The following is a 13,714-nucleotide window of genomic DNA, read 5'->3' as shown; positions in this document are numbered from 1 at the left end:
GAGCCCCGCGATGACCCAGCAACCGCCCACGGCACCGCTCGACCGGCCGGTGGTCGGCTCGTATCCGACCTACGAGGGCGCGCAGCGTGCGGTCGACTTCCTCTCCGACAGCAAGTTCCCGGTGGAGCACACCGCGATCATCGGCTCCGACCTGCGGATGGTGGAGACGGTGCTCGGCCGGCTCACCCGTGGCCGGGCCGCCTTGGCCGGCGCGGGCTCGGGGGCCTGGTTCGGGCTGCTCGTCGGCCTGCTCCTGTCGCTGTTCGCCGCGGGCAACCATCACGTCCTGGTGCTGATGATCAGCGGCCTGTTCTACGGCGCGATCTTCGGCGCGCTCTTCGGGTTCGCCGGCCACGCGTTCACCGGAGGCCACCGCGACTTCGCGTCCCGCAGCCAGATCGTCGCCGCCCGCTACGACGTGGTCGCCCAGGCGGAGGTCGCGGACGAGGCGAAGAACCTGCTCATCAAGCTCGGCTGGCGCGAAGACTGAGCGACCGGCGACACGGCGGCCCTAGGGCGCCAGGATGTCCAGTTCCTGGAGGGCGCCCACCGTGATCTCGCGGGTCAGCTGCTCGGCGCGGACCGCGTCGCCCTCCCGTACCGCCTCGGCGACCTGGACATGGAGGGTGACGGCGCCCGGGGCGGGGTCCTCGAACATCACCTCGTGGTGGGTACGGCCGGCGAGGACCTCGGCCACGACGTCGCCGAGCCGGGCGAACATCTCGTTGCCGGACGCGTTGAGGATCACCCGGTGGAACGCCATGTCGTGCACGAGGTACTGCTCCAGCCGGTGGCCGCGTGAGTTGGCCACCATGCCGAGCGCGCACTCGGTGAGCTCGGCGCACTGCTCCGCCGTGGCGTTCTTCGCCGCCAGGTGCGCGGCCGCCGGTTCGATCGCCGAGCGCAGCACGGTCAGCGAGCGCAACTGGTGGGGGCGGTCGGCGCCGGCCAGCCGCCAGCGGATGACCTGCGGGTCGTAGACGTTCCACTCGGCCTTCGGCCGGACCGTCACGCCGACCCGGCGGCGGGACTCGACCAGGTGCATGGACTCCAGGACCCGGACCGCCTCGCGCATCACGGAGCGCGACACCTCGAACCGCTGGGCCAGTTCGTCCGTGCGCAGGACGCTGCCCGGCGGGTACTCGCCGGCGGTGATCGCGGGACCGAGGCTGTCCAGTACGCGGCCGTGCAGCCCTCGCCCCATCGTGCTCATGCACTCAGCGTACCGAGTGGATCACAGGGCCAAAAAGTCAGACTTATTTGTCACAGACTCTTGAATTCGTCGTACCTAATGGGTTTCAGTGAGGCCGACGCCGGATGTCGTACGCCGGTGTCTCTCGTTGAGGAATCCCGAGGAAGACAGCGAGGCAGTGATGCGGACCCCCCACGTCGTCGTGGTGATGGGCGTCGCCGGCACGGGCAAGACCACGATCGGTCCTCTGCTCGCCGCCCGGCTCGGCGTCCCGTACGCCGAGGGCGACGACTTCCACCCGCCGGCCAACATCGCCAAGATGTCGGCCGGGCACCCGCTGGACGACACCGACCGGTGGCCGTGGCTGGACGCCATCGGCTCCTGGGCGCACGGGCGGGAAGGCCTGGGCGGGGTGGTCAGCAGCTCCGCGCTGAAGCGGTCGTACCGGGACCGGCTCCGCGCCACCGCCCCCGGCGTCGTCTTCGTGCACCTCACCGGTGACCGGAAGCTCATCGAGGACCGGATGTCGCACCGGCAGGGTCACTTCATGCCGACGGCGCTGCTGGACTCCCAGTTCGCCACGCTCGAACCGCTGGCGGCGGACGAGCCGGGCGTGGCCGTGGACGTCACCGGCACGCCCGAGGAGATCACCGCGCGGGCCGTGCGGGCCCTGGACGCGCTGCCCGACCTCACCCGGCAGTAACCTCCCCCACTTCTTTGTCCCCGGATCTGCAAGGAACCACCGTGCCCAGACTCAGCGTCGAGATGCTGGCAGCGGACACCGTCGCGCCCATCACCTCGGCCGGACATGCCCAGCTCGGCATCGCCGTCCTCGCGGCCTTCGCCGTCATCGTCCTGCTCATCACCAAGTTCAAGCTCCACGCCTTCCTGGCGCTGACCATCGGCTCGCTCGCGCTCGGCGCGTTCGCCGGGGCGCCGCTGGACAAGGTCATCACCAGCTTCACCACCGGCCTCGGCTCCACGGTCGCCGGCGTGGGTGTCCTGATCGCGCTCGGGGCGATCCTGGGCAAGCTGCTCGCCGACTCCGGCGGCGCCGACCAGATCGTCGACACCATCCTCGCCAAGGCCGGCGGACGGGCCATGCCGTGGGCGATGGTGCTGATCGCCTCCGTGATCGGTCTGCCGCTGTTCTTCGAGGTCGGCATCGTGCTGCTGATCCCCGTGGTGCTGATGGTCGCCAAGCGCGGCAGCTACTCCCTGATGCGCATCGGCATCCCGGCGCTGGCCGGTCTGTCCGTCATGCACGGCCTGGTGCCGCCGCACCCCGGCCCGCTGGTCGCGATCGACGCGGTCCACGCGAACCTGGGCGTGACCCTGGCGCTCGGCGTCCTGGTCGCCATCCCGACCGTGATCATCGCCGGTCCGCTGTTCTCCAAGGTCGCCGCCCGCTGGGTGGACGTCCCGGCCCCCGACCGGATGCTGCCGCAGCGCCCCTCGGAGGAGCTGGAGAAGCGCCCCGGCTTCGGCGCCACCCTCGCCACGATCCTGCTCCCGGTCGTGCTGATGCTGGCCAAGGCACTGGTGGACATCGTCGTCGACGATCCGGCGCACACCGTCCAGCGGGTCTTCGACGTCATCGGCTCCCCGCTGGTCGCCCTGCTCGCGGCCGTGGTCCTCGGCTTCTTCACGCTCGGCCGCCCGGCCGGCTTCTCCAAGGAGCGGCTCCAGCAGACGGTCGACAAGGGCCTGATGCCCATCGCGGGCATCCTGCTCATCGTCGGCGCGGGCGGCGGCTTCAAGCAGACGCTGATCGACTGCGGTGTCGGCCAGATGATCCTGGAGGTCTCCAAGGACTGGTCGATCCCGGCCCTGCTGCTGGCCTGGCTGATCGCGGTGGCGATCCGGCTGGCGACAGGCTCGGCGACGGTGGCGACCGTCTCGGCGGCGGGCCTGGTGGCCCCGCTGGCGGCGGACATGTCGACGGCCCACACGGCCCTGCTGGTCCTGGCCATCGGCGCCGGCTCGCTCTTCTTCAGCCATGTCAACGACGCCGGTTTCTGGCTGGTCAAGGAGTACTTCGGGCTGAGCGTCGGGCAGACCGTCAAGACCTGGTCGATCATGGAGACGATCATCTCGGTGGTCGGCGGCGGCCTGGTCCTCCTCCTGTCCCTCGTCATCTAGACGCGTCGGACCGGGCCTGCAAAGTGCTGCTGGACCTCGGAGGCCGAGGGTGCGGTTCTGCGGAGTGGGAGTGGGTCCCGAGGGCTACGGCCGCCACAGCGGATGCTCGCGCTTGGCCCACTCCCTGCTCACCTTCCCGGTCCGCAGCCCCTGCCTCGCCTCCGGGTCGGCCATGGCCATGCCGATGTGGCCGGCCAGGACGACGCCGATCGTCAGGGCCAGCCAGTCGTGGACGAAGGTGGCCGAGGTACGCCACATCAGCGGGGTGAGGTGGGTGAACCACATCAGCAGGCCGGTGGCGAGCATGACCAGGGTGGCACCGGCGATCCAGTTCGCGTAGATCTTCTGGCCGGCGTTGAACTTGCCCGCCGGGCGGGAGGACGGGCGCTTGTCGCGGCTCAGGGCGGCCCGCAGCCAGAGCCTGTCGTGGGCGCCGAAGCGGTTCAGGAAGCCGAGGTCCCGGCGGAAGGCGCGGGAGGCGAGGCCGAGCAGGACCGGGACGGGCAGGGCCAGGCCCGCGCACTCGTGGACGCGGACGACCAGTTCGCGGCGCCCGACCAGGATCGCCAGCTGCGGGATGTAGAGGCAGGCGGCCGTCAGGACACAGATGCCCATCAGCGCCGCCGTCGTGCGGTGGATCCAGCGCTCGGCGGGGGTGAAGCGGTGCAGCCGGTCCGTGGCGGCCGGTGCCTCAGCTCGTAGGCTCATCGTCGCGTCCGTTCGAACGGCCGACCCAGGCGTCGACGTCATAGCCGAGGTGCTCCCAGTATCCCGGCTGCACCTCGTCGGTCACCGTGATGCCGGAGAGCCACTTGGCCGATTTGTAGAAGTACATGGGGGCGACATAGAGGCGGACCGGGCCTCCGTGGTCGTGGCCGATGGCCTTGTCCTGCATGCGCAGCGCGACCAGGATGTCCGGCCGTCGCGCCTGGTCGAGGGTGAGGCTCTCGCTGTACGCGCCGTCGAAGCAGGTGAAGCGGATCGCCTTCGCGCTGCCGCCCACTCCCGCCAGGTCCAGCAGGTGCGAGAGGCGGACCCCCTCGAACGGGGTGTCCGGCACCCGCCAGCCGGTCACGCACTGGACGTCCTTGACCAGCCGGGTCTGCGGCAGTGCGCGCAGGTCGGCCAGGCTGTAGGTGCGCGGCTTGTCGACCAGGCCGTCGATCTTCAGCTGGTAGTCCGCGGCGGTCCTGTTCGGCACCGATCCGGTCACCGAGTAGTAGCGGAAGCCGCCGCCGTTCGGGAGCAGGCCGGTCAGGCCTGTCGGGTCCTTGCCGGAGAAGGTGCCGAGGACCGACTCGGTGACGCGTTGCAGCACCGGCGCGGTCACGACACCTAGGGCACCCAGGCCGATGGTGCCGAGGAACACCCGGCGGCCGACCGGCCGGCCCTCCTCGGATCGTTCAGAGTTCACGCACTCATTCGAACACCCTCGGGGCGGGCCCGGCCAGGAATCCGGCCGCCGTAAGAAATCCACAACCTCTTTTCATCAACCGCCGAGCGCGCGCTCCCGGGCCGCCCGGAACGTCTCGCAGGGGTCGCGGTCCGGGTAGGACCAGGGGGCCCGGGTGGCGTGGCGGCCGATGCGCTGGAACAGGGCCGCGGCCTCCGCGTACCGGCCGGCGCCGGAGGTGGCGTGGGCGAGGTGGTTGAGGTCGACATGACGGCGCGGGTGCTCCTCGATCCCCCACTCCAGCCACCAGTCGAAGGCCGCGCTCAGGGCGCGCCGGGCGGACGGCTCGGCCCAGTGGCCGGCCGCGGCCGGATCGGCGGGCGCCCGGCCGGTGGCGGCCAGCACCCGGTGCCGCTCGGTGTAGGCGACGACGGGGAGCACGGCCAGCGGGGAGTCGGCCGGGGCGTCGGCGGCCGAGCGTTCCGCGAAGGCGCACAGTTCGTACGTCCCCTCGGCCTCGGCCTCCGCGATGCGGGCGGCCATCAGGTGGTGGGCGTGGTGGTGCTCGGGATGACGGCCGCGCACCTCGTCGAACATGCGCCGCGTCTCGTCGGCGGTGCCGAGGTGGCGGGCCAGCAGGAGGAGGCCCAGCCACGGGGTGGGGTCGGCGGGGGCGAGCGCGGTGGCGGCGGTGCAGGCCTCGCGGGCCCGGTCGGGGGGTTCCTTGCCGCGCAGGGCACGCCGGACCAGGGTCAGGGCGTAGAAGGTGGCGGCGCCCGCGGAGCCGGGCTCGGCGAGCAGCCACTCGCGGGCCCAGGCGATGGCGTAGGGCTCGCCGGCGAGGACGGTGGCCCGGTGGCCCCGGCGGTCCCAGTCGTCACCCGTGTGGAGCAGCAGGGAGCGGGCGGACTGCCAGCGGCCCTGGGCCAACGCGGCTCGCGCGGAGATGAGTTCGGCGTCGTCGAAGGCGTCGTCGGGACAGTGTTCGCACCCGGGGTGCGCTGCCGCGCGGAGACCTTCGGCGACGGCCCGGCCTGGGCCTAAGAGGGGCGGGGTTGGGGGCACCGCGGAACTTCCTGGTTGTCGGGCTGCCATCGGCCGATCACGCACAGCAAACCCCCAGCCAAGACTTTGCGTCAAGCTGAACGGGGCTGGTACCCCGTTCAACTACCTTGAACACAGCGGAACTTGACGCGCACCGGGGTCCGTTCGGCGTACCGTGGCCGTGGGGCTCCGGGTTCCGGGTGTGGCGTACGCCATGGCGCGGGCCGCCCGGGCATCGGACCATGGCCGTACCGGTCCCGCCGCCGCCCTGATCCACCCGCCGCGTTCGGCTCGGGCATCGTGACCGAGTCAACCGCCCGGTTCCGGGTACTCCCGGGGCAACACACATCCGCGAGCGCTACAGTCGGCCACTACGCACCCCGTAGCCCGGCCGCATGATCGAGGTACGCAGCGTGTCCGTTCTGGTTCTGGTTCTCGCCGTGAGTGCGGCCTGTTGCCTCGGCTTCGGGTTCGTGCTCCAGCAGAACGTCGCCCAGAAGGCCCCGCTCAGCGACTTCCTCTCGTTCCGGCTGCTGCTCGACCTGATGAGGGTGCCGCGCTGGCTCGGCGGGATCGGCCTGATGGTGGCCGGCATGGTCCTCGGCGCGATCGCCCTCGGCAAGGGCGAGATCTCCCTCGTCGAACCGCTGCTGGCGACGAACCTCCTCTTCGCCCTCGCGCTCTCCCGGCACCAGACCAAGCATCCCCTGAGCCACCAGGGCTGGGCGGGCCTCGTCCTGCTCGCGGGCGGGGTCACCACGTTCATCCTGGCGGGCCAGCCACGCGGCGGCGACGCCGTCACCAACCCCGCGCGCCACTGGCTGATCATCGGCGTGACGGTCGGCATAGCCCTGCTGCTCACGACCTACGCCAAACGGTCCCGGCTCAGCGCGGGACCGACCCTGCTCGCCCTCGCCGCCGGCCTGCTGTACGGCGTACAGGACGCGCTGACCCGGGTCACCAGCACCCGATTCTCCGAGGGCGGCATCATGGAGGTCCTGACCGGCTGGCAGCCGTACGGCGTGCTGGTCCTCGGGGTCACCGGGCTGATCCTCGTCCAGAGCGCGTTCGAGACGGCGGAGCTGCGCAACTCGCTGCCCGCGCTCACCGCGGCCCAGCCGCTCGCCGGGATCCTGTGCGGCGTCGGCTTCCTCGGGGACCGGCTGCGCACCGACACCGGGGCGCTGGCCTGGGAGGCGGCGGGGCTCGCGGCGATCGTGGCGGGCATCGTGCTGCTCGGACTGCACCCCGCGATGCCGCGCGGTCCGGCGCCGAAGGAGCCCTCGCTGGACCTCCAGCCGCGCTGACGTCCCGGGCCGCCGGCCTGCTTGGATGGCGGCATGAAGCCTGCTGACGAAATCCTCGACATCGTCGACGAGCACGACCATGTGATCGGACAGGCGCCCCGCGGTGAGGCGTACGCCCGGGGGCTGCGCCACCGCTGCGCCTTCGTCCTGGCCCGCGACGCCGCCGACCGCGTCTTCGTCCACCGCCGCACCGCGACCAAGCTGGTCTTCCCCTCCCTGTACGACATGTTCGTCGGGGGCGTGGTCGGCGCGGGCGAGTCCTACGACGACGCGGCGCTGCGGGAGGCGGAGGAGGAGCTGGGCGTGTCCGGGCTGCCCCGCCCGGCGTACCTCTTCAAGTTCCGGTACGACGACGGCGCCGGGCACAGCTGGTGGTCGGCCGTGTACGAGGTCCGCTGCGAGCTGCCGGTACGGCCGCAGGTGGAGGAGGTGGCCTGGCACGACTTCCTGACGGAGGAGGAACTGGCCTCCCGACTCGGGGAGTGGGAGTGGGTCCCGGACGGACTGGCGGCCTGGGAGAGGCTGCGGGAGTGGCGGGGCTGAGGTAGGGCGGGGACGCTTACCGGCGACGGGCCCCGTAAGGGGCGCGGGGAACTGCGCGAGCAACCCCCACGCAGCCGCAGCCGAACGACCGCGGCCCCGTCCCGGTAGGCTCCCTGCACGTGATCGAATTCGCGCGGAACGTCCGTTTGTGGTTCGCCCCCGAAGCGGTGCGCGAAGAGGGAACCACCCCCGACTACCGTTTCTCCCTCGCCAACGAGCGGACCTTCCTGGCCTGGCTGCGCACCGCCCTCGCCCTGATCGGCGGCGGCTTCGCCGTGGACCAGTTCCTGCCCGACCTCCGCTTCGCCTGGCGGGTCGGTCTCGCGCTCGCGCTCCTCGCCGCCGGCGTGCTGTGCTCACTGCGGGCCGTGAACCACTGGATGCGCTGCGAGCGGGCGATGCGGCGCGGCGAGGACCTGCCGGTCTCCCGGTTCCCGGCCCTGCTCGGCGTGGTCGTCGCGGTGGTCGCCGTCGCGATGGTCGTCGTGGTGCTCGTCGGGTGGGAAGGATGACGGCGCCGGCCCGTGACCCGGGGCTCCAGCCGGAGCGGACCCGGCTGGCCTGGCGTCGTACGACCCTGTCGGCGACCGTCGCCGCCGTGCTCGCGGCGAAGACCGCCCTGCACGGCAGCGCCTCGGCCGGCGGCGTGCTCGCCTGCGCGGCCTGCAGCGTCCTGTGGCTGGGCTTCCTCCTGGTCGCCAACCGCCGTATCCGCGCCCTGGCGGCCACCGGCCGCCCCGCGGCGCTGGCCCCGCGGCAGGCGACCGCCGCGGTGCTGTGCACGGTCGCCGTCGCCCTGTGCGCCGCCGCACTGGTCGTATAGGCCCCCGGGCGCACCGAAGGCCTGGAGGCCTAGCCCAGGCCTAGCCCTCCTCCTCCGGCCACTCCACTGTGACCACCAGCTTGCCCCGAGTGCGCCCCTCCTCGCTGCGCCGGTGTGCGTCGGCCGCCCGCTTCAGCGGAAACGTCTCGGTGACATGGACGGTCACCGCGCCCTGTTCCGCGAGCGCGGCGAGCCGTGTCAGGTCCCCTGCGTCGGGGCGCGCCCAGCAGTAGCGGCCGCCGAAGTCGACGACGTCCGGGTCGGCGATCGAGGCCATCCGGCCCTCGGGGGCGAGCAGATTCGCCGAGACGGTCAGGGCCTCCCCGCCGACGGTGTCGAAGACTGCGGCCACGCCCTCCGGGGCCAGTCCCCGGACACGTTCGCTCAGGCCCCGGCCGTAGGCCACCGGCTCGCCGCCGAGGCCCCGTACGAAGTCGTGGTTGCGTTCGCTCGCCGTACCGATGACCCGGGCGCCGAGGTGGGCCGCGATCTGGACCGCGAGGGAGCCGACCCCGCCGGCGGCGGCGTGCACCAGGACCGTCTCGCCGCGCTTGACCTCCAGGGCGTGGACCAGCACCTGGTAGGCGGTGAGGCCGGCCAGCGGCAGCCCCGCGGCCTCCTCGAAGGAGAGGTTGCGCGGCTTGCGGGCGAGGGTGCGCACCGGGGCGGCGACGTACTCGGCGAAGGTGCCCCGGGAGAGGAAGTCCTCGCGGACGTAGCCGATCACCTCGTCGCCGACCGCGAACTCGGTGACGGCCGGGCCCGGCTGGACGACGACCCCCGACACGTCCCAGCCGGGGATCACCGGGAAGACGGCGTCCATGATGCCGTGCAGATGGCCCTCTCGGCCCTGCCAGTCGACCGGGTTGACGGCCGCCGCCCGGACCTTCACCAGCACCGAGTCGGGGCCGACCTTCGGGTCCTTGACCTCGCCGTACTCCAGCACATCGGGTCCGCCGTACCGGCTGTAGCTGATGCCCTTCATACGAACGACCCTCCGGTGTACTCGGACGCCACGCAACCGGGATGCCCGCATATGTGCCGTTCGCGTGGCAGCCTGTCCGTCGGCAGCACGCCACCTTCCTGAACCCCGTACCGCTGAAGGCGACACACCATGACCACCCTTCATCAGGAACACACCGCACACGGCCACAGCCACGGACCGGGCTGCGGGCACGACCAGGTGCCGCACGGCGACCACGTCGACTACGCGCACAACGGGCATCTGCACCGCGAGCACGGCGGCCACTGGGACGAGTGCGAGCCCGACAGGCACGTCACCCACGAGGCCCACGACCACCGGCACGGCGACGGCTGCGGCCACACCGGCGTGCTGCACGGCGACCACATCGACTATCTGCACGACGGCCACCGGCACGCCGAGCACAACGGCCACTGGGACGACCACTGAGTCGGTCCCGCCCCGGACGACGGCTCCTCGCTCTGCGCGCGCGAGGAGCCGTCACTCTCAGGCCGGGTCCCAGGGTGGTCCCGGTCACGTTTGGCTCACCGACTGGACGACATACCGACTGGTCGGCATCATGAGTCGGGTCCTGTTCACTCGTTCGTAGGAGCGATGCATGAGCCCCGACCACCCGCCCGGACTGGATCTCGACCGGCTGCGCGGGCTGCTCGACCGCGAGCGCCCCGGCCTGGTGACCGGTCCACTGACCGGAAGGCTGATCGAGGGCGGACGGTCGAACCTCACCTACGCGGTCTCCGACGGCGCCTCGAAGTGGGTCGTACGACGGCCGCCGCTGGGCCACGTCCTGGCCACCGCGCACGACATGAAGCGCGAGCACCGGGTGATCAGCGCGCTGTACCCGACCGAGGTGCCGGTCCCCCGGCCGGTGCTGCTGTGCGAGGACGAGGAGGTCCTCGGCGCGCCGTTCTACGTGATGGAGTTCGTGGCGGGCACCCCCTACCGCACCTCCGGCCAGCTCGTGCCGCTCGGCCCCGAGCGCACCCGGAACGCCGTGCTGTCCCTCGTCGACACGCTCGTCGAGCTGCACTCCGTGGACCCGGAGCAGGTCGGCCTCGCCGACTTCGGGCGCCCCGAGGGCTTCCTGGACCGGCAGCTGCGCCGCTGGGGCAAGCAGCTGGACGCCTCCCGCAACCGTGAGCTGGCCGGCATCGACGAGCTGCACGCCACCCTGGGCCGCCGGCTGCCCGACTCCCCCGCGCCCACCGTGATCCACGGCGACTACCGGCTCGACAACGTCCTGATCGGCGACGACGACCAGATCAAGGCGATCCTCGACTGGGAGATGTCCACGCTCGGCGACCCGCTGACCGACCTGGGCCTGCTGGTGATGTACAGCCAGCCGCTGGGCGCGCCCGACTCGCCGGTGTCGACGACCGCCGAGGCACCCGGCCACCCGGACCCGCGCGAGCTGGTCGAGCGCTACGCGGCCCGCTCGGGGCGGGACGTCACGCACATCTCCTGGTACACGGCGTTCGCCTGGTTCAAGCTCGCCGTGATCCTGGAGGGCATCCACTACCGGTACACGCAGGGCCAGACGCTCGGACAGGGCTTCGACCGCATCGGCGAACTCGTCCCCGTCTTCATCGACCACGGACTGACCACTCTTCAGGAAGGCTGACCGGCCATGGACTTCGCGTTCGACGCGCGCACCGAGGAACTGCGCGCCAAGCTGCTCGCCTTCATGGACGAGTACGTCTACCCGGCCGAGGCGGTCGCCGAGGAGCAGCGCGCCGCGCTCGCCTCGCCGTGGGACACCCCGGCCGTGGTCGGGGAACTGAAGGCGGAGGCGCGCAGGCAGGGCCTGTGGAACCTCTTCCTCCCCGACGCCGAGTACGGCGCGGGGCTCACCAACCTCCAGTACGCGCCGCTCGCCGAGATCACGGGCCGTTCCCCGCACCTGGCGCCCACCGCGCTGAACTGCGCGGCACCGGACACCGGCAACATGGAGGTGCTGGCCCAGTTCGCCGACGAGGCGCAGCGCAAGCAGTGGCTGGAGCCGCTGCTGGCCGGTGAGATCCGCTCCGCGTTCGCCATGACCGAGCCGGAGGTGGCCTCCTCCGACGCCACCAACATCACCACGCACATCGAGCGGGACGGCGACGACTACCTCGTCACCGGCCGCAAGTGGTACATCTCCGGGGCGATGAACCCGGACTGCAAGATCTTCATCGTGATGGGCAAGACCGACCCGGACGGCGCCGACATCCGGCGCCAGCAGTCCATGGTCCTGGTCCCGCGCGACACCCCGGGCGTCACCGTGAAGCGGGCGATGCAGGTCTTCGGCTACGAGGACCACTCGCACGGCGGCCACGCGGAGGTGGTCTTCGACCACGCGCGCGTGCCGGTGTCGAACCTGGTCGGCGAGGAGGGCGGCGGCTTCGCCATCGCCCAGGCCCGGCTCGGCCCCGGCCGGATCCACCACTGCATGCGGTTGATCGGCATGGCCGAGCGGGCGATCGAGCTGATGTGCCGGCGGGCCGTGTCCCGGACGGCCTTCGGGAAGGCGCTGGCGCAGCAGGGCGTGGTCCACAACTGGATCGCGGACGCCCGGGTGACCGTCGAACAGCTGCGGCTGCTGGTCCTGAAGACGGCCTGGCTGATGGACACCGTCGGCAACCGGGGCGCCCACACCGAGATCCAGTCCATCAAGATCGCCACCCCGCGCGCGGTCGTCGGCATCATCGACCGCGCGATCCAGCTGCACGGCGCGGGCGGTGTCAGCCAGGACTTCCCGCTGGCCGACCTGTACGCCGGGGCCCGGACGCTGATGATCGCCGACGGCCCGGACGAGGTGCACCAGCGCTCGCTGGCCCGCCGGGAGCTGAAGAAGTACCTGTAGGCGACGGGCCGTCAGGGCCGGTGCGGGCCTCCTCATGCCCGCACCGGCCTCTCGCCGTCCACCTCAGGCCGTCCGGCCCACCAGGAGCTGGTAGAAGATCGGCTCGCCGGTCGTCGTCACCCGGTGCTGGAACCGGGTTCGTTCCAGCAGTGCAAGACCTCCGTCGGCGGTCAGCCGCTCGACGGCGGCGCCGAACCCGTCCGGGTCCGATGCGTCCATCCACCGCTCGTCGATCGTGAAGGCCACGGGCGCCCCGGGCGGCAGGATCGCGAGCGCGTTCTCGAGCGCCCGCGGTGTGGCGTGCGTGCCGCCGAACGCACCGGCTGACACCAACCCGCCGAACGCATACGGGCGTAGTGCCGCGCGGAGTCCGTCGCCGCGCTGGAAGTCGCCGACCACGTAGTCGGCGTAGACCCCCGGCCGGTCGCGCAGACTCGCCTCGCGTGCCGCCGGCAGCGCGTCGACCCCGACGACCCGGGCCACGCCTCCGTGCCGCACGAGTTCGCCGACCAGTCCGGTGCCGGCGCCGACGTCGAGCACCGTCATCGATCCCGGCTCCAGCCCGAGGCTCGCCGCCGCGCGCAGGAAACCCTCCGCCGCGACCTGCGGCGACCTGCACCGGAGCCGGTCCTGGACGACATGCTCGTAGAGGCCGGGCACGGCGTAGATCCGCGTGTACTCGTGCAGGTGCACCGTCTCGTGCTCACTCAGCGCGATGTACTCGCCGTCGGTCACCGGCGGGCCGAGCAGTCGGACGCCCGCAAACGCATCTGCCATGCGGGCGAGACTATGCGCCCGTGTCCGTGCGCCGCCACCAGGAGGAGCAACGGCGGGAGAGCTCAGGGGCGCAGTGCTCGCAGCAGCAGGTCGGCCAGGTGGTCGGCGACCTCCTGGGGGGCCATGGGGCCGTCGGGGCGGTACCAGGTCGACAAGTGGTGCACCGAGCCGAAGTGGTAGTCGACGACGAGGTCGGCCGGGGTCGCGGTGGAGAAGACGCCCTCGCGCTGGCCCTCCTCGACGAGCGCGCGGAAGCGTTCGTGGTAGCGCCGGCGCTCGGCGCGCACCTGCTTGTTCTTCTCCGGGCTCAGGTGGTGCATGGACCGGAAGAAGATCGACGCGTCGTCGAGGTTCTCGATCGTGGTCACGACGACGTCGGCGGCCGCGCCCCGCAGCCGCTTCTCGATCGGCTCGTCCGCGTTCGCGAAGGCGTCGAGCCGTTCCTGCTGAACGCGCAGCACGCGCGCGTACACCTCGTGCAGCAGGTCGTCCTTGGAGCCGAAGTAGTGGTACAGGGCCCCCTTCGTGACGCCGGCCGCCTCCACGATCTCCTGCACGGAGGTGCGGTCATACCCCTGCTCCGCGAAGAGCCGGGTGGCGGCGGCAAGAAGCCGCTGCGGAACAGGAGCCCCGTCTCCGTCCGTCGTCCTGGGCACTGCCGCCACCTGC

General features: G+C 71.9%; 17 protein-coding genes. 10 read left to right on the top strand and 7 right to left on the bottom strand.

Going from position 1 to position 13,714, the window contains the following annotated elements; translation table 11 throughout:
• Positions 1-10: 10 nt before the first annotated feature.
• Positions 11-490 carry a general stress protein gene (locus tag ACGFZQ_RS20970; protein ID WP_393841595.1) on the top strand — a complete coding sequence of 160 codons (480 nt, stop codon included), beginning with the start codon at positions 11-13 and terminating at the stop codon, positions 488-490.
• Positions 491-511: 21 nt separating this feature from the next.
• Here the strand turns inward: ACGFZQ_RS20970 and ACGFZQ_RS20965 are convergent, their stop codons facing one another.
• On the bottom strand, positions 512-1,213 hold the full coding sequence (locus ACGFZQ_RS20965; RefSeq protein WP_393841594.1) for a FadR/GntR family transcriptional regulator: 702 nt from the start codon (positions 1,211-1,213) through the stop codon (positions 512-514).
• Positions 1,214-1,373: 160 nt separating this feature from the next.
• Here ACGFZQ_RS20965 and ACGFZQ_RS20960 point away from each other — a divergent pair, with 160 nt between their 5' ends.
• Together ACGFZQ_RS20960 and ACGFZQ_RS20955 are read left to right on the top strand one after the other, a co-directional pair.
• Positions 1,374-1,895, top strand: coding sequence for a gluconokinase (locus ACGFZQ_RS20960; protein ID WP_393841593.1), 522 nt, complete (start codon positions 1,374-1,376; stop codon positions 1,893-1,895).
• Positions 1,896-1,936: 41 nt separating this feature from the next.
• On the top strand, positions 1,937-3,334 hold the full coding sequence (locus ACGFZQ_RS20955) for a gluconate:H+ symporter (protein WP_393841592.1): 1,398 nt from the start codon (positions 1,937-1,939) through the stop codon (positions 3,332-3,334).
• A gap of 84 nt (positions 3,335-3,418) precedes the next feature.
• On the opposite strand, the gene ACGFZQ_RS20950 is transcribed toward ACGFZQ_RS20955, so the two are convergent.
• The 3 genes from ACGFZQ_RS20950 to ACGFZQ_RS20940 all read right to left on the bottom strand — a co-directional run bounded on the left by ACGFZQ_RS20950 (position 3,419) and on the right by ACGFZQ_RS20940 (position 5,792).
• Entirely contained in the window at positions 3,419-4,042 is a 624-nt protein-coding gene (locus ACGFZQ_RS20950; protein ID WP_393841591.1) for a cytochrome b/b6 domain-containing protein, read from the bottom strand.
• A complete protein-coding gene (locus ACGFZQ_RS20945; protein WP_393841590.1) occupies positions 4,026-4,748 on the bottom strand; it encodes a molybdopterin-dependent oxidoreductase in 723 nt (240 codons plus the stop codon). The genes ACGFZQ_RS20950 and ACGFZQ_RS20945 overlap by 17 nt, the downstream gene beginning before the upstream one ends.
• A gap of 75 nt (positions 4,749-4,823) precedes the next feature.
• The gene (locus ACGFZQ_RS20940; protein ID WP_393841589.1) at positions 4,824-5,792 is read right to left on the bottom strand and encodes a hypothetical protein; all 969 of its coding nucleotides are present in this window, start codon (positions 5,790-5,792) and stop codon (positions 4,824-4,826) included.
• Positions 5,793-6,184: 392 nt separating this feature from the next.
• On the opposite strand from ACGFZQ_RS20940, the gene ACGFZQ_RS20935 reads away from it, so the two are divergent.
• The 4 genes from ACGFZQ_RS20935 (at position 6,185) to ACGFZQ_RS20920 (ending at position 8,444) form a co-directional block, all read left to right on the top strand.
• The gene (locus ACGFZQ_RS20935) at positions 6,185-7,078 is read left to right on the top strand and encodes a DMT family transporter (RefSeq protein WP_351739927.1); all 894 of its coding nucleotides are present in this window, start codon (positions 6,185-6,187) and stop codon (positions 7,076-7,078) included.
• Between the two features lie 33 nt (positions 7,079-7,111).
• Complete coding sequence (locus ACGFZQ_RS20930; protein ID WP_393841588.1) at positions 7,112-7,621, top strand: NUDIX hydrolase; 510 nt, start codon at positions 7,112-7,114, stop codon at positions 7,619-7,621.
• A gap of 119 nt (positions 7,622-7,740) precedes the next feature.
• Complete coding sequence (locus tag ACGFZQ_RS20925; protein ID WP_382533774.1) at positions 7,741-8,133, top strand: YidH family protein; 393 nt, start codon at positions 7,741-7,743, stop codon at positions 8,131-8,133.
• Positions 8,130-8,444 (top strand): DUF202 domain-containing protein, encoded by a 315-nt coding sequence (locus ACGFZQ_RS20920; RefSeq protein WP_351739934.1) that lies wholly within the window; start codon positions 8,130-8,132, stop codon positions 8,442-8,444. The genes ACGFZQ_RS20925 and ACGFZQ_RS20920 overlap by 4 nt, the downstream gene beginning before the upstream one ends.
• Before the next feature lie 40 nt (positions 8,445-8,484).
• On the opposite strand, the gene ACGFZQ_RS20915 is transcribed toward ACGFZQ_RS20920, so the two are convergent.
• Complete coding sequence (locus tag ACGFZQ_RS20915; RefSeq protein ID WP_393841587.1) at positions 8,485-9,429, bottom strand: NADP-dependent oxidoreductase; 945 nt, start codon at positions 9,427-9,429, stop codon at positions 8,485-8,487.
• Positions 9,430-9,558: 129 nt separating this feature from the next.
• Between ACGFZQ_RS20915 and ACGFZQ_RS20910 the strand changes: the two genes are divergently transcribed.
• The 3 genes from ACGFZQ_RS20910 (at position 9,559) to ACGFZQ_RS20900 (ending at position 12,268) form a co-directional block, all read left to right on the top strand.
• Positions 9,559-9,855 (top strand): hypothetical protein, encoded by a 297-nt coding sequence (locus ACGFZQ_RS20910; RefSeq protein WP_382533767.1) that lies wholly within the window; start codon positions 9,559-9,561, stop codon positions 9,853-9,855.
• Between the two features lie 169 nt (positions 9,856-10,024).
• A complete protein-coding gene (locus ACGFZQ_RS20905; RefSeq protein ID WP_393841586.1) occupies positions 10,025-11,047 on the top strand; it encodes a phosphotransferase family protein in 1,023 nt (340 codons plus the stop codon).
• A gap of 6 nt (positions 11,048-11,053) precedes the next feature.
• The gene (locus ACGFZQ_RS20900; protein WP_393841585.1) at positions 11,054-12,268 is read left to right on the top strand and encodes an acyl-CoA dehydrogenase family protein; all 1,215 of its coding nucleotides are present in this window, start codon (positions 11,054-11,056) and stop codon (positions 12,266-12,268) included.
• A 63-nt stretch (positions 12,269-12,331) separates the two neighbouring features.
• Here the strand turns inward: ACGFZQ_RS20900 and ACGFZQ_RS20895 are convergent, their stop codons facing one another.
• Together ACGFZQ_RS20895 and ACGFZQ_RS20890 are read right to left on the bottom strand one after the other, a co-directional pair.
• Positions 12,332-13,045 carry a methyltransferase domain-containing protein gene (locus ACGFZQ_RS20895; RefSeq protein ID WP_393841584.1) on the bottom strand — a complete coding sequence of 238 codons (714 nt, stop codon included), beginning with the start codon at positions 13,043-13,045 and terminating at the stop codon, positions 12,332-12,334.
• A 62-nt stretch (positions 13,046-13,107) separates the two neighbouring features.
• Positions 13,108-13,701, bottom strand: coding sequence for a TetR/AcrR family transcriptional regulator (locus ACGFZQ_RS20890; RefSeq protein WP_351739947.1), 594 nt, complete (start codon positions 13,699-13,701; stop codon positions 13,108-13,110).
• Positions 13,702-13,714: the final 13 nt, after the last annotated feature.

This window comes from Streptomyces sp. NPDC048254 (genome assembly GCF_043201895.1).
Taxonomy (GTDB): Bacteria; Actinomycetota; Actinomycetes; order Streptomycetales; family Streptomycetaceae; genus Streptomyces.
The sequence above is the reverse complement of the archived record's forward strand: the minus strand, read 5'-3'. Positions and strand labels throughout refer to the sequence as shown.